Annotated in this window: 25 protein-coding genes; 12 read left to right on the top strand and 13 right to left on the bottom strand. The window is 53.6% G+C overall.

Annotated features, from left to right (window positions below):
* The first annotated feature begins 17 nt into the window (after positions 1 to 17).
* The 3 genes from ACMV5I_RS01310 (at position 18) to sodC (ending at position 2,302) form a co-directional block, all read left to right on the top strand.
* Positions 18 to 257, top strand: a complete 240-nt coding sequence (locus tag ACMV5I_RS01310; protein ID WP_414823479.1) for a DUF1289 domain-containing protein — start codon at positions 18 to 20, stop codon at positions 255 to 257.
* A 108-nt stretch (positions 258 to 365) separates the two neighbouring features.
* On the top strand, positions 366 to 1,262 hold the full coding sequence (locus ACMV5I_RS01305) for an aldo/keto reductase (RefSeq protein ID WP_414823478.1): 897 nt from the start codon (positions 366 to 368) through the stop codon (positions 1,260 to 1,262).
* A 515-nt stretch (positions 1,263 to 1,777) separates the two neighbouring features.
* On the top strand, positions 1,778 to 2,302 hold the full coding sequence (gene sodC, locus ACMV5I_RS01300) for a superoxide dismutase [Cu-Zn] SodC (protein ID WP_284121601.1): 525 nt from the start codon (positions 1,778 to 1,780) through the stop codon (positions 2,300 to 2,302).
* 14 nt (positions 2,303 to 2,316) lie between these two features.
* On the opposite strand, the gene ACMV5I_RS01295 is transcribed toward sodC, so the two are convergent.
* The 3 genes from ACMV5I_RS01295 to ACMV5I_RS01285 are packed head-to-tail and all read right to left on the bottom strand — an operon-like array spanning position 2,317 to position 5,451.
* A complete protein-coding gene (locus ACMV5I_RS01295; RefSeq protein ID WP_174332891.1) occupies positions 2,317 to 4,344 on the bottom strand; it encodes an FUSC family protein in 2,028 nt (675 codons plus the stop codon).
* A 3-nt stretch (positions 4,345 to 4,347) separates the two neighbouring features.
* The gene (locus ACMV5I_RS01290; protein ID WP_121606735.1) at positions 4,348 to 5,211 is read right to left on the bottom strand and encodes an HlyD family secretion protein; all 864 of its coding nucleotides are present in this window, start codon (positions 5,209 to 5,211) and stop codon (positions 4,348 to 4,350) included.
* A gap of 3 nt (positions 5,212 to 5,214) precedes the next feature.
* A complete protein-coding gene (locus tag ACMV5I_RS01285; protein WP_024486868.1) occupies positions 5,215 to 5,451 on the bottom strand; it encodes a DUF1656 domain-containing protein in 237 nt (78 codons plus the stop codon).
* Positions 5,452 to 5,630: 179 nt separating this feature from the next.
* On the opposite strand from ACMV5I_RS01285, the gene slyA reads away from it, so the two are divergent.
* Entirely contained in the window at positions 5,631 to 6,065 is a 435-nt protein-coding gene (gene slyA / locus ACMV5I_RS01280; protein WP_021178082.1) for a transcriptional regulator SlyA, read from the top strand.
* A gap of 89 nt (positions 6,066 to 6,154) precedes the next feature.
* Here the strand turns inward: slyA and ACMV5I_RS01275 are convergent, their stop codons facing one another.
* Positions 6,155 to 6,619 carry a glycine zipper 2TM domain-containing protein gene (locus ACMV5I_RS01275; RefSeq protein ID WP_021178081.1) on the bottom strand — a complete coding sequence of 155 codons (465 nt, stop codon included), beginning with the start codon at positions 6,617 to 6,619 and terminating at the stop codon, positions 6,155 to 6,157.
* Between the two features lie 368 nt (positions 6,620 to 6,987).
* Here ACMV5I_RS01275 and anmK point away from each other — a divergent pair, with 368 nt between their 5' ends.
* From anmK to tyrS, 4 genes are all read left to right on the top strand, one after another.
* On the top strand, positions 6,988 to 8,109 hold the full coding sequence (gene anmK / locus ACMV5I_RS01270; protein WP_414823477.1) for an anhydro-N-acetylmuramic acid kinase: 1,122 nt from the start codon (positions 6,988 to 6,990) through the stop codon (positions 8,107 to 8,109).
* Positions 8,110 to 8,153: 44 nt separating this feature from the next.
* A complete protein-coding gene (locus ACMV5I_RS01265; RefSeq protein WP_024486512.1) occupies positions 8,154 to 8,471 on the top strand; it encodes an MliC family protein in 318 nt (105 codons plus the stop codon).
* A gap of 230 nt (positions 8,472 to 8,701) precedes the next feature.
* On the top strand, positions 8,702 to 9,355 hold the full coding sequence (pdxH, locus tag ACMV5I_RS01260) for a pyridoxamine 5'-phosphate oxidase (protein WP_021804541.1): 654 nt from the start codon (positions 8,702 to 8,704) through the stop codon (positions 9,353 to 9,355).
* 141 nt (positions 9,356 to 9,496) lie between these two features.
* Positions 9,497 to 10,771 (top strand): tyrosine--tRNA ligase, encoded by a 1,275-nt coding sequence (gene tyrS / locus ACMV5I_RS01255; protein ID WP_261444721.1) that lies wholly within the window; start codon positions 9,497 to 9,499, stop codon positions 10,769 to 10,771.
* A 54-nt stretch (positions 10,772 to 10,825) separates the two neighbouring features.
* Here the strand turns inward: tyrS and gstA are convergent, their stop codons facing one another.
* The 5 genes from gstA to ACMV5I_RS01230 all read right to left on the bottom strand — a co-directional run bounded on the left by gstA (position 10,826) and on the right by ACMV5I_RS01230 (position 14,085).
* Positions 10,826 to 11,428 (bottom strand): glutathione transferase GstA, encoded by a 603-nt coding sequence (gene gstA / locus ACMV5I_RS01250; protein ID WP_021178076.1) that lies wholly within the window; start codon positions 11,426 to 11,428, stop codon positions 10,826 to 10,828.
* 97 nt (positions 11,429 to 11,525) lie between these two features.
* Positions 11,526 to 12,407: a 4-hydroxy-tetrahydrodipicolinate synthase gene (gene dapA / locus ACMV5I_RS01245; RefSeq protein ID WP_121606738.1), complete on the bottom strand. Its 882-nt coding sequence runs from the start codon at positions 12,405 to 12,407 to the stop codon at positions 11,526 to 11,528.
* A 357-nt stretch (positions 12,408 to 12,764) separates the two neighbouring features.
* On the bottom strand, positions 12,765 to 13,028 hold the full coding sequence (locus tag ACMV5I_RS01240; protein ID WP_024486509.1) for a DUF3811 domain-containing protein: 264 nt from the start codon (positions 13,026 to 13,028) through the stop codon (positions 12,765 to 12,767).
* Between the two features lie 83 nt (positions 13,029 to 13,111).
* Entirely contained in the window at positions 13,112 to 13,777 is a 666-nt protein-coding gene (locus ACMV5I_RS01235; RefSeq protein WP_202810973.1) for an HD domain-containing protein, read from the bottom strand.
* 38 nt (positions 13,778 to 13,815) lie between these two features.
* The gene (locus ACMV5I_RS01230) at positions 13,816 to 14,085 is read right to left on the bottom strand and encodes a hypothetical protein (protein WP_121606739.1); all 270 of its coding nucleotides are present in this window, start codon (positions 14,083 to 14,085) and stop codon (positions 13,816 to 13,818) included.
* Positions 14,086 to 14,272: 187 nt separating this feature from the next.
* On the opposite strand from ACMV5I_RS01230, the gene ACMV5I_RS01225 reads away from it, so the two are divergent.
* Positions 14,273 to 14,584: a hypothetical protein gene (locus ACMV5I_RS01225; RefSeq protein ID WP_414823476.1), complete on the top strand. Its 312-nt coding sequence runs from the start codon at positions 14,273 to 14,275 to the stop codon at positions 14,582 to 14,584.
* A gap of 31 nt (positions 14,585 to 14,615) precedes the next feature.
* Entirely contained in the window at positions 14,616 to 14,996 is a 381-nt protein-coding gene (locus ACMV5I_RS01220; protein ID WP_021804535.1) for a nuclear transport factor 2 family protein, read from the top strand.
* A 12-nt stretch (positions 14,997 to 15,008) separates the two neighbouring features.
* On the opposite strand, the gene ACMV5I_RS01215 is transcribed toward ACMV5I_RS01220, so the two are convergent.
* Entirely contained in the window at positions 15,009 to 15,386 is a 378-nt protein-coding gene (locus ACMV5I_RS01215; RefSeq protein WP_098931222.1) for a RidA family protein, read from the bottom strand.
* Positions 15,387 to 15,512: 126 nt separating this feature from the next.
* Here ACMV5I_RS01215 and ACMV5I_RS01210 point away from each other — a divergent pair, with 126 nt between their 5' ends.
* Positions 15,513 to 16,367, top strand: coding sequence for an aminoglycoside phosphotransferase family protein (locus tag ACMV5I_RS01210; RefSeq protein ID WP_121608966.1), 855 nt, complete (start codon positions 15,513 to 15,515; stop codon positions 16,365 to 16,367).
* A 6-nt stretch (positions 16,368 to 16,373) separates the two neighbouring features.
* On the opposite strand, the gene ACMV5I_RS01205 is transcribed toward ACMV5I_RS01210, so the two are convergent.
* Positions 16,374 to 17,558, bottom strand: coding sequence for a benzoate/H(+) symporter BenE family transporter (locus ACMV5I_RS01205; RefSeq protein ID WP_414823475.1), 1,185 nt, complete (start codon positions 17,556 to 17,558; stop codon positions 16,374 to 16,376).
* A gap of 109 nt (positions 17,559 to 17,667) precedes the next feature.
* On the opposite strand from ACMV5I_RS01205, the gene ACMV5I_RS01200 reads away from it, so the two are divergent.
* Complete coding sequence (locus ACMV5I_RS01200; RefSeq protein WP_046808208.1) at positions 17,668 to 18,231, top strand: helix-turn-helix domain-containing protein; 564 nt, start codon at positions 17,668 to 17,670, stop codon at positions 18,229 to 18,231.
* 103 nt (positions 18,232 to 18,334) lie between these two features.
* Here ACMV5I_RS01200 and ACMV5I_RS01195 read toward each other — a convergent pair whose 3' ends face one another.
* Together ACMV5I_RS01195 and dtpA are read right to left on the bottom strand one after the other, a co-directional pair.
* A complete protein-coding gene (locus ACMV5I_RS01195) occupies positions 18,335 to 18,487 on the bottom strand; it encodes a Hok/Gef family protein (RefSeq protein WP_414823474.1) in 153 nt (50 codons plus the stop codon).
* A 292-nt stretch (positions 18,488 to 18,779) separates the two neighbouring features.
* A complete protein-coding gene (dtpA, locus tag ACMV5I_RS01190) occupies positions 18,780 to 20,288 on the bottom strand; it encodes a dipeptide/tripeptide permease DtpA (RefSeq protein WP_024486618.1) in 1,509 nt (502 codons plus the stop codon).
* Between the last annotated feature and the right edge of the window lie 455 nt (positions 20,289 to 20,743).

The following is a 20,743-nucleotide window of genomic DNA, read 5'->3' as shown; positions in this document are numbered from 1 at the left end:
ACAACGCAGGAGGACGTGTGGCGCAGCAACTCGAGTTCTTTGACATCCCAAGCCCGTGTCGTGGCATTTGCCAGGCCGATGAGCGCGGCTATTGTCGTGGCTGCCTGCGCAGCCGCGAGGAGCGCTTTGGCTGGATACAAATGAACGATGTCCAGAAAAAGGACGTTCTGCGCCTGTGTCGCCAGCGTTACCTGCGCTCACTGCGTACCGGCAAGCAGCCAGAAGAGATCCCGCCAGAGCAGCCCTCGCTGTTTTAACTTTATTGCTGATTTTCTCGATCTTCCGCACGTTAAGGCTACTTTTGCGTTTCCTACGGCTTGGGCGCTTGTGTATGCTGGCGTTAACTATTGTCATGAGGTTTAACAATGCTGAATCGTATTAAGCTGGCACCACTTGGGCCCGAGTTCTCACGCATGATTTGCGGCTACTGGCGTTTGATGGAGTGGGGCATGTCACCGCAGCAGTTGTTGACGTTTATCAAGCAACACGTTGAGCTAGGGGTGACCACGGCGGACCACGCGGATATTTATGGTGGCTATGCCTGTGAGCAGGCTTTTGGCGAGGCTATCAAGCTACAGCCCTCGGTGCGCCAGGGGATGGAGCTGGTGTCGAAGTGCGGCATCGCTACCACCGCCAAGCCGGGTAACCCAATCGGGCATTACATCACCGATCGCGAGCATATTGTGCACAGCGCAGAGCAGTCTTTATCGCACCTGCATACGGACTACCTGGATTTATTGTTGATCCATCGTCCCGATCCGTTGATGGAGGCCGATGAGGTAGCAGAAGCCTTTGTGGCGCTGCATAAAAGCGGCAAGGTGCGCCATTTCGGCGTTTCGAACTTTACGCCAGCACAGTTTTCCTTATTGCAGTCGCGTCTGCCGTTCTCACTGGTGACCAACCAGGTTGAGATATCCCCGATTTATCAGCCAGCGATCCTCGACGGCACCTTGGATCAATGCCAGCAACTGCGTATTAAACCGATGGCCTGGTCTTGCCTGGGCGGCGGGCGGTTGTTCAGCGATGCTGAATTCCAGCCGTTACGCGATGAGCTGCAAACGGTGGCACAAGAGATTGGTGCCGAAACCATTGAGCAGGTGGTGTATGCCTGGGTGATGCGTCTGCCTTCGGCACCGCTGCCAATTATCGGTTCCGGCAAGATCGAACGCGTACGTTCGGCCCTGAAGGCGCAAGATCTGATCTTGAGCCGCCAGCAGTGGTTCCGCATTCGTAAAGCGGCACTGGGTTACGACGTACCTTAAGTTGAGCTGGTAAGGCTGGCATTGTGCCAGCCTTTGCCACTACTTCACTTGCATAACGCTGAAGGTTTCGTTTTTATATGTCAAGGTGACAACTTGCAGCCCTTGGCTTGGTTGCCATGAGGAATCTGGCAACCGCTTGTTAAAGAATGCATTCAGTATTAGCGGGTGGGTGAAGACGATCACTTTACCCTGGCTAAATTCATATTTTTGACCGATAGCGGACAGGAAATTATCCAAACGGTAGGCGGCAATCTCGCCATTCTCGCCTTCATCTGGCGCAACAAAGCGGATCAGGTTGTTGGCCGAGAACAGGTTCCTCGCCCCAACTCGCCGCTATAAGCCGCGATTAATCGGGTGGATTGTAGTGTGCGGTGTAATTGCTGTAACGGGAGGAAGGTCACAAAATATTATAGCCAGCTCACTGGTAGTTCTGATTAATGGCTAATTGCAACTGTGACAAAATCAATTCGGTATATACTCCCTAAGGACTATAACTATCGCATGGAGATTGAGTGATGAAACGTTATTGGTGTGCGGCATTGGGTTTGATGGCCTGTGGCGTTGCGCAGGCGGCAACGGTTGATGTCGAAATGAATCTGGTGACCGGCCAGGGAATTGGTCAGGACATTGGTAAAATCACAATTAGCGAAACGCCTTATGGCCTGTTGTTCACCCCGCAGCTGAAAGCCTTGCCTGCTGGTGTGCACGGTTTTCACGTTCATGAGAAAGGCAGCTGTGAGCCGGGTATGAAAGACGGCAAGGCGGTAGCCGCACTGGCTGCGGGGGGCCACCTTGACCCTGAAAAAACCGGCAAGCATCTCGGGCCTTATGATGCCAACGGGCATTTAGGCGATTTGCCAGCAATCTATGTCACGGCGGACGGTATGGCTGACACCCAAGTCCTGGCTCCGCGCTTGAAGAAAATCAGCGAAATCGAAGGCAAAGCGCTGATGGTACACGCCGGGGGGGATAACCACTCCGATCAACCCAAACCTCTGGGTGGTGGTGGCGATCGCTTCGCCTGTGGCGTAATCAAATAAATCAGCCGCCCGCGTCAGCCTGGCGTGGGCGCTGTTACCGCTTCCGGTGGAATGATCGCCTGCTGCAATTGTTGCAGTGAGCAGTACAGCCGCCAAATCAAACCCGCCAAATCACGTGCTGCCTGTTCTGGATGCTGGGCAAGCGCGTTACTCATACGCTGCAGCTCCTGCAAGGTGGCATCCAACGACGCATGCTGCACCCCTTTCTCAGTCATGACTCCCTTCAAACAATGAATACAGACGTCGCGCACGGCGGCCAGCGGATCTGAACGGGTTTGCCAATCACGCAGTTGCCAGACCACGTGGCTGCAGTTCAGCAGCACGACTCCCCAACGCAATAGCCAGGTGCGAGCCTCCTGATCCAGGCTTTGATTCAGTTGACTGATGCGGTGATAGATACGCGACTCAAACTGGCTTTCGCTTTGCTGCGGTTTCTTACTCAACTGATCGATAAAATCACGGCGTAACGCGCGGATAATCCGTCGGCTTTTGCGTTTGTCCGAACTTGGCCGCAGGATTTGGAAAGCCAGCCCTGCCAACAGCACGCCGGCAATCTTGGCGAGACTGTCATTGATATAGCCCTGATAATCGTAGCTCGGCGGGTTGGTCACGGCGAGAAACGATCCCATAAACACGATCAACTGACCCCATAGTGGGGCATAGGGGGGATTTTGCAGTTTCATCATCTGCATCGTGACAAGGGTCGGGAACAGGAAGGCGCAGAACACCCAGAAGTCGTCGATCTGGATCATCAGGCCAAACTTCATCACAAAGCAGAAGGCAAACAGCAGGGAAACGGCCTTCAGTAAGGTGGTGATGGATTTGATCGGCGAAGGGGTAGAGGAATAGAGCACGCAACTGATGGCGATCAGCGTCAGCGCAGAGCTACCGGCGTCCCACTGGGTGGTGATCCAATAAGCGCAACCGATCAGGATGCATAAGAAGGTGCGAAGCCCGTTGTAGGCGGCCTCAACGCTGTCGGTATGGCGCGCGAGTGAGGTAACCCGCGGTGGTTCGATATCGCTGACCTGGGTAGCGCTTTCCAGCCGTTGTAGCCAACGGGTACAGCGCAGATAGAGCCAGCAAAAGTGGCGCAGGCGCAGGAAGAAGGCCCGATGGCGATAATCGGCTGGATCCTGGGGGGCGATGGCGACCAGAATATGAGCCAGCCGGTATTTATCTGTGGTGGGGTCGCGTAATTCATTCAACACCTGCTCCAACACCGCCGCCAGATTCTCCGGACGATCTGGCCAGTTTAACAACATGCGGCGCAGGCTGGAGATGACGCTGGTGATGCGCAATTGCTGGTGCAGCATGTAGTTGAGGATATTGTTTTGCCGACGCAGCCGGTAATGGCTCCAGAAGGCCTGAATTCGCAGCAGGTTCATGGTCAGGATCTGGCCGATAACGCCCTCGTGGGAGGTACGCATCCGCAGGCTGATTTCCGGTTGCCACAGCATGGCGGCGTGTTCCAGCAGGCGTAAGTGCATGCGGCGTAGCGATACCAGCAAAGTCTCACCATCCGACGTGCTTGGCAGGATCATCATCATCAGGCCGCCGCACAGGATACCGGTGATCACCTCACAGACGCGTGCCTGGGTGATATCAAAAATTTGCTGGGTGTCGGTAATATTAACCGTGCCAAACACGATGATCGCGGCGGTATAGCCCGCCAGGGCAAAGGCGTAGGAGACATTGTTCTGGTAGTGGTTGGAAATGTAGGTGCACAGCCCCAACCAACTGGCAATCGACAGGGTGAACAACCAGGGATCGTTCAGGCAACCGGCAATCAGCAGTGAAGCCATGGCGCCGATCAGGCTGCCAAAAATGCGGCCAATGCTTTTGCTGATCACGCCGCCAACTGTCGGGAAGCTAACGACGGCGGCGGAGGTTAGTGCCCAATAGGGCTCATCCAGCTGTAGAACGAAGGCGACCCACAGAGCCAGACACATTGCCAGGGTGTTGCGTAACGCATAGCGCCACTGCCCTGCGGTGGCTTTACCCCAGGGCGAGCGCTTCCATTCAAGAAAGGGCAGGTTCACACATTAGTCCTGCTGATGAATTGAAATGGTGCAGGTGGTACCGGCTACCAGAGTCAGGTCGGCCGGAATATCGATCAGCTTGATACGTACCGGCACCCGTTGTGCCAGGCGCACCCAAGGCACGTTGGGTTTCACATCCATCAGCAAGTCACTGCTGCTGTCGGCGCTTTGGTCGTAAATGGCCCGGCCAATGCTTTCGACCACCCCTTGCAGCCGAATATTGCCGTTATACAACACGATATCCGCCTTGCGGCCCTCTCTGATATGCCTGAGCTTGGTTTCTTCGAAATAACCGAGCACATAGAACGAATGGGTGTCTACCAGCGCCACCAACGGCGTTCCTGCGGTGGCGTAGTTGCCGACGCGGGCCTGTAAGTTGGTGATGTAACCGTCGGTTGGGGCATAGATCCGTGTCTTACTGAGGTTCCATTTGGCCTGTTCCAGATTGGCCTGAGCCGCCTTATACGAGGCTTTCATGGAGGCGGCGGCCAGGTTTGACTCATCCAGATCTTCAGAGGAGATGACGTTACGGGGCAGGCTGCGGCGGCGGGCCGCTTCATGGTCGGCCTTGGCCATATCGGCCTGCGCTTTGGCTAGTGCCGCCTCGGCATTGTCCAACGCAATTTGGTAAGGCACGGGATCAATGCTGAAAATCAAGCTGCCCGCAGAAACGAACTGGTTATCATGAACTAGTATCTTCTCTAATCTGCCAGAGACTTCCGGGGTAATATTGACCAGCTCAGCCCGCACCTTACCGTCGCGTGTCCAAGGGGATTGCATGTAGTAATTCCATAACCACCAGCCGGCACAAAGCGCGATGGCGCAAACAATAACCGTCGAAAAATACTTTAATGTCTTATGCTTCATGAGCTACCAACTCGCTAGGAGCCACAGGGAACCGCTGACGGTAATGACGAAGATGGACAGATCCATCAGCATAGGGTGCCAGATATCACCGGAGTACATCCAGTCGCGTAGCAAATGATGCACCAGCAGCCAGAAGACTAAACCGAGTAAGAAAGCTTTAAATAGAGGTGGGAAATAAAGCGATGCACCCAGCACCAGATCGGGCAGTGGTGACGCAGTATGGAGCCAAGTCGTATTCACGTTAGCAATCCCGATGAGTGAATATGAAGAATGTTTGCATAGAGGATAACCAATTACCGATAAAAATGTGTCTATTTTTGCGATTTGGATTATATACATTTGTGTTTTTAATGTTAATTAACCAAAATGGGCTACACTTTGGGGAGTAATGTTAGCATGCTAACTATAAGGAGGGGGAAGTGGAATCAACGTTAGGTTCAGATTTAGCACGATTAGTTCGTGTTTGGCGTGCGCTGATCGATCATCGGCTAAAGCCGTTGGAGCTTACACAAACGCATTGGGTGACATTGCACAATATCAATCGATTACCGCCAGAACAGTCGCAAATCCAATTGGCAAAAGCGATAGGTATTGAGCAGCCTTCATTGGTTCGTACTTTGGATCAACTGGAAGAAAAAGGGTTGATCACCCGACACACCTGCGCTAACGATCGCCGTGCCAAGCGCATCAAATTGACCGAGGCGGCAGAGCCGATTATTCGTGAAGTGGATAGTGTGATCACGTCGACCAGAGGCGAAATTCTCAGCGGTATCTCGGCAGAAGAAGTAAGACTTTTAGTTGGTCTGATTAGCAAGCTGGAACAGAACATCATCGAACTGCAAGAAAAACAATAAATCCAGCGCCTTTATTATTATGCTTAGTCACAGCAACAAACAGAAACCGGAGGCCCAGGGGCCTCCGGTTTTGCATTCAGGCAAGGACGTTACAGTGGAGAAACGGTAACGGTACTGCCATTTTGCGCCATACGAACGCGCTGGCCTGGGCTGAATTTAGTCGACCCGGCTTTCTGTACCACTACGATATTTTCTTTATTATCGGTTTTGATTTCCAGCTCCCAAGCGTTGCTACGGCTAGCTGCGCTACCGACGCTGTCGCCTACCACACCACCGGCTACGGCGCCCGCTGCGGTTGCCAGGCTACGGCCTGTGCCGCCACCAATGGTATTCCCCAGGAATCCACCCAGGACTGCGCCGCCGATAGTGCCAAGCATGCTTGAGCCTTCACCGCCCTGAATTTGCACCGGGCGTACGGACACCAAGGTCCCAAAGGTCACGGTTTGTACCTGTTTGGCCTGAGAGGCGGAATAGACATCACCGGACGCGGTTTGGTTTGCACAGCCCGCCAGTGTGACTGAGGCGAGAGCGACAACAAGAAGACGCTTGATCATATAAAGCTCCTGCAGTTGGTAATCCAGATCTGGGAGATAGGCCCAAACCAAGTTCTATAAATCTTACAGCAATTATGGTTGAATCGGTTTGATATCACCCATGTGTTGCCTTCTGTATACAGCTTAGCTTTTCTCTGTTCAACCAATAATAAACGGTGGTTTAACTTTGTGACAGAACTGAAAACAAATAACCGGCGCTTTATTCTCCCCTGAATTGTTTATTATGTAACCAGTGCTCGACATAAAATAAACAACTTCGCTCACAGGCTGTAAAAAAGACATCATAATTCATGGCGTTAATCGCACAATTCTGGTCTATTTAAAGGGTGAAAACGGTTGCAACCTGGAAAGGGTAAAGGATAGTGCTGATGAAGTCAGGCCGCTATATTGGTGTTATGTCTGGCACCAGTCTGGATGGGATCGACGTGGTGCTTGCCGCGATCGATGAACGTATGGTGGCGCAACAGGCAAGCTATAGCCACCCAATGCCGATCCAACTGAAAAAAGATATTCTGGGGATGTGCCAAGGGCAGCAGACCACGCTTTCTGCCGTAGGACGGTTGGATGCCCAGTTGGGCACGCTGTTCGGTGAAGCGGTGCTGGGGCTGTTAAAGCAAACCGGTATTCCTGCCCATGAAATCACCGCCATTGGCTGTCATGGCCAAACGGTGTGGCATGAACCGGAGGGCGAGACGCGCTTTTCGATGCAGCTTGGGGACAATAACCGGGTGGCGACATTGACCAATATCACTACCGTAGGGGATTTTCGCCGCCGTGATATGGCCTATGGTGGCCAAGGCGCGCCCTTGGTTCCCGCGTTTCATCAGGCTTTGTTGGCTCACCCGACCGAGCGCCGTATGGTGCTGAATATTGGCGGCATCGCCAACCTGTCACTGCTACTGCCCGGCGCACCGGTGCGCGGTTTTGATACCGGGCCGGGGAATATGCTGCTGGATGCGTGGGTATGGCGCCACCGCTCAAAACCTTTTGATAAAGACGGCCTTTGGGCGATGGAAGGGCGCGTCTGCTTACCGCTATTGCAACAGATGTTGGCCGATCCTTATTTCGCCTTACCGGCACCGAAAAGTACCGGTCGGGAATATTTCAATATCAGTTGGCTGGAAAAACAGCTGGCGACGTTGCCGGGGTTAACTCCGGTGGATGTGATGAGCACGCTGGTGGAGCTGACCGCCACCACCATCTGCGAGCAGGTGATGCTGGCTGGGGGCTGTGAGCGTCTGCTGGTCTGCGGTGGTGGTGCCCGTAATCCACTGCTGATGGCGCGAATGTCCGCTTTACTGCCGGGGACCGAGGTGGCTACCACCGATCACTTTGGCGTCAGTGGGGATGACATGGAGGCGTTAGCCTTCGCCTGGCTGGCATTCCGGACCATTTCCGGTCTGCCGGGAAATCTGCCTTCGGTTACCGGTGCCAGTTGTGAAACTCTGCTGGGTGGGATTTATCCGGTTTTGCCGTTGGGCTACCGCTAGCTCTGTTAGGATAAAGAAAGGGTTAATATCTTAAGGAGCACCAGATGAAAAAAATAGCGATGGTTGTCGGGGTTCTCGTGTTGGCGGGTTGCAGTTACGTAGTCCCGCAAAAAAGCGAAACGCTGCACTATCAATGCGGAACGACGCCGCTCACCGTAGAGCTCAATGGTGAAGAGAGCACGGTCAGCTTCCTGATGGATGGCGAACAGCTGAAGCTGAAACAGGTGCTGGCGGCGTCCGGTGCTAAATACAGCGACGGTAAATACACCTTCTGGTCGAAAGGGCCAAACGCCTTTATCGAGCGCAATGATAAAGTGATCATGAGCGACTGCGTGCTGGCTCAAGACGCGAACCACGCTTAATACCGCGCCACTGAAGCCTGAGGCAGGTGGGAGTTGTGCAGGTTAGCCGACCGTTGAGCGCAAGGATGCGCGATACGAGCCTCCATGGATGGATTTACGGCGTGTCGGCGTTCTGCATGACTCTCACCTGTTGCATTATCGGGGGAGCTATTTGCTAGCAGAATGATTGAGATCCTGCTGCTACAGGCGCAGAATATGACAACGAATTTACCGCTTGGTTGCTAATCCAGATGACTGATAATAATGAGTTTGATGTGGCGGATCTGCGCCGTGAATATACCCGTGGCGGTCTGCGCCGTAACGATCTGACCGCCAACCCCCTGGATTTGTTCGAACGCTGGCTCAAACAGGCTTGTGAGGCGCGTCTGGCCGATCCTACCGCCATGTGCGTCGCTACCGTGGACGAGCAGGGGCAGCCTTTCCAACGCATCGTGTTGCTAAAGCACTTCGATGACCAGGGCTTGGTGTTTTATACCAACCTGGGCAGCCGCAAAGCGCAACAACTGGCGCAAAACCCGCATATCAGCCTGCTGTTCCCGTGGCATATGCTGGATCGCCAGGTGATCTTCCTCGGCAAGGCCGAGCGGCTGTCAACGCTGGAAGTGATGAAGTATTTCAACAGCCGGCCCAAAGACAGCCAGATCGGCGCTTGGGTGTCGCAACAGTCAACGCGCATTTCTGCCCGTGGCATCCTCGAAAGCAAGTTCCTCGAACTGAAGCAAAAGTTCCAGCAAGGGGAAGTGCCATTGCCCAGTTTCTGGGGTGGTTTCCGCGTCAGATTCGACTCCGTTGAGTTCTGGCAAGGGGGCGCGCACCGCTTGCACGACCGTTTCCTGTATCAACGCGAGGGAAATGACTGGAAAATTGACCGACTGGCACCCTGATAGACGGAAAATCCCCCTTAAGCGCTGGCACTGATGCCGCTGGCGCTTTATTCTATGCGCTACCCCGAATTTTGTGATTTTCGCCAATGGGCGAAGGCCGTGTACCGGCAAAGGTGCATTCGTTTATACATGGAGAAATTGATGGCTAGCATCAACCTGATTCAACAACTGCAAGAGCGGGGCCTGGTGGCTCAAGTGACGGACGAGGAAGCGTTAGCAGAGCGACTGGCGCAAGGGCCAATTGCACTGTATTGCGGCTTCGATCCGACCGCTGACAGCTTGCATTTGGGCCATCTGGTGCCTCTGCTGTGCCTGAAGCGTTTCCAACTGGCCGGCCATACGCCGGTAGCGTTGGTAGGTGGCGCGACCGGTATGATCGGCGACCCAAGCTTTAAAGCCGCCGAACGCAAACTCAACACCACGGAAACGGTCAACGAATGGGTCGAGAAAATCCGCAAGCAGGTTTCTCCGTTCCTCGATTTCGACTGTGGCAGCAACAGCGCCATTGCGGCCAACAACTACGATTGGTTTGGCGGCATGAACGTGCTGACCTTCCTGCGTGACATCGGTAAACACTTCTCGGTTAACCAGATGATCAACAAGGAAGCGGTCAAGCAGCGCCTGAACCGTGATGATTCCGGGATCTCCTTCACCGAGTTTTCCTACAACCTGCTGCAAGGGTTCGACTTCTCCGAGCTGTATAACCGCCATCAGGTGGAGCTGCAGATCGGGGGTTCAGACCAGTGGGGCAACATCACCTCGGGTATCGACCTGACTCGCCGCATGCATCAGAAACAGGTGTTTGGCCTGACGGTGCCGTTGATCACCAAGTCAGACGGTACCAAGTTTGGTAAAACCGAAGGCGGTGCGGTATGGCTGGCTCCGGAAAAAACCAGCCCGTACAAATTCTACCAGTTCTGGATCAACACCGCGGATGCGGACGTTTATCGCTTCCTGAAGTTCTTCACCTTCCTGAGCATTGAAGAGATTAATGCGCTAGAAGAAGAAGACAAGAACAGCGGCAAAGCGCCGCGCGCCCAGTATGTGCTGGCAGAGGAAGTGACCGGTATGGTGCATGGCGCTGAGGGCTTGGCCGCGGCGAAACGTATCACCCAGAGCCTGTTCTCTGGCGCACTGCATGATATGACCGAGGCGGACTTTGCGCAGTTGGCTCAGGATGGCATGCCAACCATCAAGCTGGAGAACGATGCCGATCTGCAACAGGCATTGGTTAATGCGGAGCTGGTTCCTTCTCGTGGCCAGGCTCGCACCATGATCGGTTCCAACGCAGTGACCGTCAACGGTGAGAAGCAATCCAACCCAGAATATCTGTTTACCGATAGCGATCGCTTGTTTGGCCGTTACACGCTGCTGCGTCGTGGCAAAAAGCATTACTGCCTGGTTGACTGGAAATAATCTGTTTTGATGCTGACAAGGGGCCCAATGTGGCCCCTTTCTTTTATTCTGGGTTTACAGGCCTTCGGCACTTAACGTTGCTGCCACCGCAGGGCGAGCCGCTACGCGATCGAAATAAGCCGTCAGGTGTGCATGCTTCGTGAGATCAAACTGTAACGCCTTCGCCCAACGCAACACGGTGAACAGATACGCGTCCGCCACGCTGAAACGCTGGCCCAACAGGTAATGCTGCTTTTCCAGTACCGAGTCCAGATAGCTGAACTGGCTAGCCAGCTTATCGCGGGCAATCGCTTTATATTCGTCCGGCGTTTTCGGGTTAAACAGCGGGCTGAAGCCTTTATGCAACTCGGTGGCCACGTAGTTCAGCCATTCGATCGCATGATAGCGAGAAAGCGTACCAGCGGCCGGGATCAGGTTACGATCCGGTACACGATCCGCCAGGTATTGCACAATCGCCACGCCTTCGGTCAGCAGGCTGCCATCGTCAAGTACCAACGCCGGGACTTGCCCCTTCGGGTTGATCGCCAGATAGTCGGCACCACTTTCGGTTTTCTTGTGAGCTAAATCGACTTTCTCTGCGGTGAAATCCAACCCGGCCTCACGTAATACGATGTGAGGGGACAGGGAACAGGCGCCAGCTTTATAGAACAATTTCATCGAAAACTCCTTGATGGTGATGAAGGACAGGCAGGTTTAACCTACCATCCTAGTCCTAGGCCAGAAAAATTACAGCGGTTTTACCAACAATATTTTATTACTTCACCAAAGTGAGCGCTGGCATCTGCGCCAGTAAATCGGCGATTTGCTGTTGCAATGCCTGTGGCGCGATTTGCATTGGGGAGCGAAGCTCGTTTTTTATCAGCCCTTGCTGAGACAGCGCCGCTTTAACCGGGCCTGGGTTCGGGTAGCTGAACATCTGTTGGATCATCGGCAGCAGGGTATAGAAATTGCTGCGTGCGGCGGCCAGATCGCCTTGCACGACTTGTTCAACCAGAGCAACAAAGCGTTCCGGGTGCAGGTGTGCCGCAGCGGAAATCGCGCCACTTCCTCCCAAACATAGCGTGGTCAGGATCAGATGGTCTTCACCGGTCAGCACGTCGATCTCTCCGTCCTGGATCAGCGCCATGGTGGCCTCGGGGCAGCCGCCACAATCTTTGATCGCCTTGATTTGCGGGTGGCGGGCGAGTTGCCGCAGCGTTGCCAGCTCAAAGGTTGCTCCGGTGCGATAAGGCACGTTATACAAAATCACCGGGACGCGAGAGGCATCGGCAAGGCGGGTAAAATACTCCACCAGGCCCGCCTGCGAAGGGCGAATATAGTATGGGGCGGGGATCAGCACACCGGCGATATCGCGCTGGTTGATGGCTTGCTGCATCTGCAAGGTGCTAGCCATGTTATTTCCGGAAAGGCCCATGACCACCTGGCAGGCTGGCACCACCTCGAGAACGGTATCCAGCACCGCCAACTGTTCTTCTTTGCTCAGGGCCGCGGCTTCGCCGGTTGAACCGCAGACCACCACGCCAGCGACGCCTTTGGCGATCAGATGCTGAGCCAGCCTTTTGACTGCCGGGAAATCCACGTCGTCATGATTGAATGGGGTAACCAGTGCTACCCAAATACCGGAAAATGAAGCCATGTAAAACTCCTGCTGCGTGACCGACTAGGAGTCAGATGAGAAAACCAGAGAGGAGTATCGCGTTGCACACCATCCAGTCAGCTCATCTGACGGGACAGCGCGCCCCGGTCAAATGAGCGGCTGTTTCTTCGAAGTAAGCGCCAAAGCTTCACCCACGGTCAACGCGGTTTGCTGCGGTGTTGCCTGATGGATGAAAGGGGCCATGGCGATCTCGTAACCAGTGAATGTCACCCGATAGTGGACAGGTCACGGTTAGCTGTCAATGGATAACTAGATGATAATAGGGATATTAATAATGGCAGGGTGCATATGAATCTGGCTTATCAAACAGAAACCCCGCCGAAGCGGGGTCTGTGATCAACGATGTGGGCGCGTGCTGATGGAGGCAGTCCAACTGAAGGTGGCACCTGTTGGCTGTGCCCGGTTGGCTTTGCGTTCTGCGCGGGTCGCTTTGGCAATCTTTTCACGCGCGGCCATAATGCGATCGATGGCTTCGTCTTTAATTCTATTATGTTCGGAGTTGGTCAACTGGCGCTCGAGGTTTTTGCTTGCTCTGTCCAGATCGGTTTTTACTTCACGTTGTTCGCTTTCTGTCATCTCTTTCAGCGTTAGTCTCTTCATTTTGGCAACCTGTGTTGTGAAGTTGACTTTCAGTGTACAGCATTTATGGCAAAGATATTGTTCTGAAGTTATCAATGAGCCTATCAAACTTCTTCCAGTAGTTCGCTGAGAAAGCGGCGCATGCGTTCGGTGCGTAATGCCGCCATCCTTCGGCCTGCCGCAGTCTGAAACCCTTCCTGTAGTTTGAACAGCTTGGTTTCGAAGTGATCCAGAGTGAATCGCTTGTCATCATACTGGCGCTGTTGCGCCAGCGGGTCGGTGGCATCGTATAGGGCACTACGCATGCGGCCACCGATGTAGAAGCAGCGGGCAACGCCGATCATACCAATCGCATCCAGCCTGTCGGCATCCTGCAGGATTTTGGCCTCCAGCGTTTGCGGCGGAATAGCGGCAGAAAAGCTGTGAGCCTCGATCGCGTGCGCAGTCTTGTTGATATCGTCAATTGACCAACCAAGGGTTGCCAGCGCGATGCCAGCTTTTTCTGCCGCCATGCGGGAAGCCAGATGGCGCTGAGGGGAGTTTTTCTCTACCGCAACGCAGTCATGCAGCAACACGGCGGCACACAGAATTTGCTGGTCTCCCCCTTCATCCTGGCTGATTTGGCGACAATTTTTCCACACGCGGTGCAGGTGGGCTACATCGTGCGAGCCATCATCGCCCTCTAGCGTCAGCGGCAGCAATTCCTGGGCTAATGCCTGAAATGGAGAGAAGGGTTGTAACAGCTCTGGGGAGACAGTTGGAGAATGCACAAATCGATCCTTATCAATAGGCTGGAAGTGAGGAGGGATTACTCGTTGCGAAGGTTGCCGTATTTGTTGTCGTACTCGCGCCGATAGCCGCGTGCCTTATTGCGATCGCGTATCCATAGATAGCCGCAAACCAGGGCCACCAGCGTTGAAAATGAAACATTACGCATATCCCGGTCATAATAAAACACCAACAATGCATCCAGCGCCGCCACCAGGGCAATCCACTTATACATGTGCGACTGCCGCCGCGTTGCGGCGTTAAGGCGTTTCAACTGTCTGGCTTCATGCAAAACCGGCTTTTGCTGCATAGTCACTCATCATCAATCAGTCCAGTTGCTAAATTAGCAGATTATTCCCGACAGCGTCATAGCGGATAATGGCTGTTATGTCACTTTTTGCATCGGTTTAAAAATCATGCGCTGACGGATTGAAATCGGCCAAAAACATGATAGGTTATTTATTCACTATTTACGGTTTTATATTCAGTGGGTGGCGATGATTGTCAGAACCTGGCACGGCTGCGTGCCGCTACAACATCGGCAAGGATTTGCCGATCATTTACATGTCACAGGCGTCAAGCATGCTAAAGAGATTGCGGGCAACCGTGGGGCTTTTGTCAGGCAAGAAGTGCAGGGAGAGTATGCGCATTTCTTTCTGGCAACCTATTGGACCTCGCTGGAGGCCATCAAGTTTTTCGCCGGTGAAGCCTATCAGGTGGCGGTCACTTATCCGGATGATGAAGCCTTCGCGCTGATCTCCGATCCTTACGTGTTTCACCATCAGGTTGATGAAATCGTAGAGCTTTAACCTCGGATTCAACGTTATGCAGGGGATTACGATGAACAGCAAAACAGTACGCCCAGAAGAGATCGTGCAACAGCAGCTTGATGCCTACAATGCCCGTGATATCGACGCCTTTATGGCCTGCTGGGCCGATGATGCGCTGTATTATCAGCATCCGGATACGCTGCTTGCCCGTGGTAAAGGTGAAATCCGTGAGCGTCATCTTGCCCGATTCCAAGAGCCTAGCCTATACGGTGAGCGAATCAAACGTATGGTGGTGGAGAATTTGGTGATCGACCAAGAGGTGGTCACGCGCAATTTTCCGCAGGGACGCGGGAAGATGGACGTTATTGCCATCTATGAGATTGAGCAAGGGAAGATCGCCAAGGCCTGGTTTAAGATTGGGCCTTGTGAACTGGATGAGGGCGCATTATAGCGCCCCCCTGATTTACAGTGCCAAAATGGCTTCGATCTCGACGTTGAGATCGGGCGAAAACAGGGCGCTGACGGCAACCAAAGAACTGGCAGGGAGCGCACCGTCCAGATAGTCGAACAGGACGTCACGGATGGCGGCCAGGTCGGCTATCTCGGTCAGAAAAACGGTGATTTTGATCAGTGATTTAAGATTGGTGCCTTCGCTGGCAGCCACGGCCGCCAGTTGTTCCAGTATGGCGCGAGCCTGGTCTTGTACCGCTTGCCCCTGGGCTTCGGTGGCAAAGGCGGTCAGGCCAGAAACGTACAGCGTATCGGCGTGGCGTACCGCGTGCACATAGGGCCCACCCGGCTTAGGTAATTTTGCATAGTTGGTACGTTTGAGTAATGACATGATGACCCCACGAGATGACCAAGAGCACGCACTTATCAGTGCGTGCAGCCGAAAGTTTTGCATGATGCTGCCTGGTAATACTATCATCCCAAGCAGTCGTTCACGCAATAAGGGTGCATAAGGGTGATCAACCAGGCATTTATTCCTTATCTGCAACGTTGGCAACTTGAGCCAGACGGGCAAGCGTTTGAAACCCATAGCAGCCTGTTGATGCCGGTACGCTATCAAATGATGCCTGCAATGCTGAAAATTGCCCGCGAACAGGAAGAAAAATTTGGCGGCCAGCTGATGTGCTGGTGGCGTGGAGAAGGTGCTGCGCGGGTGCTGGCCTGGCATGATGACGGCATTTTGCTGGAAAGGGCCATGGGGCCTTTATCATTGGCACAGCTGGTACGCAACGGTGAAGACCAACGGGCAACCGCTATTCTGTGCAAGGTCATTGCTCGATTGCATGCGCCACGAGATGAACCTTACCCTGAACTGATCCCCTTGCATCAGTGGTTTAATGCCCTATGGCCCGCAGCGCAGGCTCACGGAGGCATGCTGCGCTTGAGTGCCACCGCTGCGGCAGAACTGTTGACCAGCCCGCGGGATCAAGGGGTGTTGCATGGGGATATTCACCATGACAACGTGCTGGATTTTGCCGAACGCGGCTGGCTAGTGATCGATCCCAAGCGTCTGTATGGCGAGCGAGGATTTGATTACGCCAATATCTTCTGCAACCCCAATTACGGTGTCGCCACCGATCCCGATATCTTCCATAGTCGCGTTGAACAGGTTTGCTCGCTGGCTGGCTTGGAACGTTGCCGTCTGCTGCAGTGGATCCTGGCCTGGGCGGGACTTTCCGCGGCCTGGTTTTTGGAAGATGGTGAGCAAGCGGATATCGATTTTCGCGTAGCAGAACTGGCAGCGCGTGCCTTGGGTATCGCGCTGCCGCAGGGTGATAGCGGATTTATCCTGCCAATCGTTGAGAGCCAATAGCGGGATTCAAGGCATTTTGCGCCGTGGTAATGAGAAGATAGCGTATGCCAGTACACCGCCAATCAGCCCCCAGAACGCAGCCCCCACGTTTAACAACGTCAGCCCGGAAGCGGTGATCAGAAAGGTGATCACCGCGGCGTCCCGCTGTTTATCATCCTGGAACGCGCGTTGCAAACTACCTGCAATGGTGCCTAATAACGCCAGCCCGGCGATGGTATGGATCAAGGTTACCGGCAGGGCGCTGAACAGCATGCCAATGGTACCCCCGAACACCCCAGCTAACAGATAAAAACCACCGGCGGCCACGGCGGCCATATAACGGCGCTTGGGATCGGGATGAACATCCGGCCCCATACAGATGGCGGCGGTGATGGCCGCAATACACACCGTAAAGCCGCCAAAGGGGGCCAGCACCAAAGCCGTCAGGGCAGTCCAACTGATTAATGGTGAAGTGGGGACGTCATACCCGCCAGCCTTGAGAGTGGCGATGCCAGGCGCGTTCTGCGAGGCCATCGTCACGACAAAGAAAGGAATACCTATGCCCAGCAGCGTCGACAGCGTGAAGTGCGGAGCGATAAATTCCGGCTTGGCGAAGGACAGCGTTTGTTGGGTGAAATGAATGTTACCCTGTAACGCTGCGATGATCAGCCCGGCCAGCAACGTCAGAACGATCCCGTAACGCGGCAGATAGCGGCGAGTGAACAGATACACCAGGCACATACCGGCGCTGAGAGAAAAGTTGATCTGCAAGGAAGCAAAGGCGTCCAACCCGAAGCGGAGCAATATTCCGGCCAGCATCGCTGCCGATATGGCCTGCGGGATATGATTCATCAACCTGGCAAACAGGCCGGTGACACCACACAGCAGGATTAGCCCACTGGCGAAAATAAATACCCCGATGGCCTCATTGAGCGGGGTACCGGGCAAGCTGGTGACCAGCAACGCGGCACCAGGCGTCGACCAGGCGGTGAGGATTGGCGTACGGTAATAGAGCGAGAGCCCCAACGAAGTGATACCCATGCCTAGACCAAGCATGCTCAACCAGCCGCCAATTTGTATCGGGCTTGCCCCCGCAGCAGCAGCGGCCTGGAAGATAATCGCTGCAGAACTGGTATAGCCTACCAGCACGGCGACAAAACCGGCAACGATGGCAGAAAAGGAGATATCACGTAATGAGAGTGCAGGACGCATAACCGCTCCTAGTAGTGTGCGTTATAACGGTCGAATTGACGGAGCATAGCATCGTGCGTTATAACGCACAAGGGGCTATAATCGCCGCAGGTTTTTCAGGAGAATAGCTATGCAGGATCTTGCCAGCCATTTGGCGCAAACGCTGAAGTCATTACGTACGCAACGCGGTTGGAGCCTTAATCAGGCTGCCGAAAATACCGGCGTCAGCAAGGCGATGCTGGGGCAGATCGAACGGGGTGAGTCCAGCCCAACGGTGGCGACCTTATGGAAAATTGCTACCGGGTTTAACGTGGCTTTCTCTGCCTTTCTGGAAACGGCGCCGTTGCAGCCGGCGGCTATGTTGCATCGTTATGGCGAGTTGCCAATCTTCAATCAAGACAATGCCGACATGCGTGTGGTGCCGCTTTTCCCGTTCGACCACCAACTGGGTTTTGATATGTTTGTCATCGATTTAGCCCCTGGTGCGCTCAGTGAATCCTCGGCTCATGAGCCGGGCGTGATTGAACATGTCATTGTCATCAGTGGCCAACTTGAACTGGCGATTAACGGTGAGTGGCATAGCCTTGCCAGCGGCGAAGCCATGCGTTTCCAGGCGGATTGCCCACATGCGTATCATAATGCCAGCGCAGAGCCGGTACGTATTCACGACTTGATCCATTACCCCCTGGTTTAAACCGGATTTAATCGCAGCAGTGAATTTTGACGTGCTAAAAGGGTGCTCGCGGATCGCCTCCCAGCAAGTTACGGATGGGGCGAACCCCATCCGTGGGATCGCCTTACCGCTGTTTCAGGCAAGACAGAATGGCGGCAATTTCCGTTGTTCCTTGCCTGACGCGTAATTGACACAGCGAATCACGTGTTATCCAGATGACTGCGATCAGCGTCACACAGATAACGATCAGGCATAAAACCAGCAGTTTTTGCGGCATTCTTAACCTCCTTGTCCCTTGATTTCGGGAATTTTAGAGGATAATCTCACCTCGTTAGGGAGTGAGATCGGCCTCGGATTGATGTAAATCGGTCCGGGGCTTTTCTCTTTCCATCCTTTACCAAATGCTCCAGACGGAAAGATCCAGAGCACCCACCTGCAGTCTACTTAATACCCTCGCTGTTGAATGCACGCGATTGTTCAGATAACGAAGCGTTTCGCAATTTTTCTGTGCATCATAAAAAACGCCGAAGCTAGGCTCCGGCGTTTTTGAGGTCAGGTTACAGCAGAGATTAGAGAGCAGCAGCTTTCGCTTTTGCTGCCGTATCTTCTGCGGTATCCAGCGTCATGCGATACAGCTTCGGTGCGGTCAGCATCATCAGCACGGCGATCACTGCCGTGGCGATACCAATCTGCATAAACACGTGGCTATAGATAGCCAAAGAAGCATGCGCATCGTTAATGTCGCTTGGGACGGCAGTCAGACCCGCTACCTTACCGGCGATCAACGCGGCGGCGGCGGTGGTCAGGAACCATGAGCCCATGATAAAGCCCATCAGGCGCTGTGGTACCAACTGGGCGACCATGGCCAGACCCAGACCAGAGATCATCAACTCACCGATACTCTGCAGCGCATAGCTCAAGATTAGCCAGTTAACGGACACGATGCCTTGGTCGTTGGCGAAGCTTGCGCCCCACGGCAGCACCAGGAATGCACCGGAACACAAGATCATGCCGAAGGCAAACTTGTGCGGCATTGGCAGACGATCGCCCATCTTGTTATACAGCGCGGCGAGAATAGGGCTGGCCATCATGATCCAGAACGGGTTCAGTGCCTGATACTGCTCTGGTTCAAAAGCGATCCCCAGAATATTGTGCTCAACGTTGTGGATAGCAAAGAAGTTCAGTGAGGTTGGCATCTGGCTGTACAACACGAAGAACACCACCGCTTCGAGCATCAGCAGGAAGGCCACGATCATTTTACGACGAGCAGCGCCGTGTAAGGCGAAGGTTTCCTTGGCGAACACGATGACGATACCCACAGAGATGATAGCCAGTGCCCAGCGTGCGATAATCTGGTTGTGCAGTAACCAGCTGGAAATGGCGATCAACGCCACAACACCAACGATCACCATCAGCAGTTTTTTGACCTGCAGGGGCTTAAAGTCAGGTTTTGAACCGTATTGCTTAACCCAGCCGTGGCACATCATGAAGTTGACCAGGGTGATCAGCATCCCCACCACGCTCAGTGAGAAGGCGACGCTCCAGCCATATTTGGCTGCTAGCCATGGGGTTGCCAGCATGGAGAAGAATGATCCGATGTTGACGGACATATAGTACATGGTAAATGCACCGTCCAAACGCGGATCGTCTTTCTCATAGCAGGTAGACAGCAGGGAAGAAGGGTTGGCTTTAAACAGACCGCTACCCACGGCGATGGTGGCCATCCCCAGATAAACCCAGAAGATATCATGACCAGAATAGGCCACCATGGCGTAGCCGGCGGCCAGCACAATGGCCCCCAATACGATCACCCGCTTGGAGCCAAGAACTTTATCCCCCAACCAGCCACCAATGGCCACGAAACCGTACACCAGCGCGCTGAATGAGGAGAACAGCGTAATCGAGTCGGCTTCACTCAGGCCAAGCATCTTGACCAGATAGACCGCCATGATGCCTTGCAGACCGTAGTAGCCGAAACGTTCCCAGAGTTCAATCGAGAAGATCAGGTAGAAGGCCTTAGGTTGCTTAAACGCGTTAAGGCTAATGTTTTCCGAAGAATTGTTGTTTGCAGTTGACACTGGTACCTCTGGTTTTTTCACTACCCGTATTGTCAGGACGGGAAATAGCAGAATGTGATGCAGGGCTGCACCCTTCTGCATTGTTATAGGATGAATGCCGGCGGTTAATGTTCACTATCTTTGTCAACGTGGCAAGCTTTTTGACATGTTCTGTTACATATAACATAGGCAACGCTATGCAACTATGTTGCAAATGTTATGCAGTATTAACGTTTGCCATTTTTAAATTTGCCGAGTTTTTGTTTTGATTAAAAGCTACCCTGAATTAATTTAGTTATATGTTCTGCTATTTAATTCATATCCAGTCCATATCAATGCTCATGATTGATTAGGCCTTGGTTTGTTGTGCATAAATTGGGTTATGCAAAATATCTGAAAATGAACAGATCGATAGTGAGGTTTGTAAATGAGATGTGATCGTCAAGACGTGAGGTTAACCACAATTTTTGACTAAT

The organism is Serratia sp. T13T92 (genome assembly GCF_047530105.1).
Classification (GTDB): domain Bacteria; phylum Pseudomonadota; class Gammaproteobacteria; order Enterobacterales; family Enterobacteriaceae; genus Chania; species Chania fonticola.
This window is presented reverse-complemented; position numbering and strand designations above follow the sequence as displayed.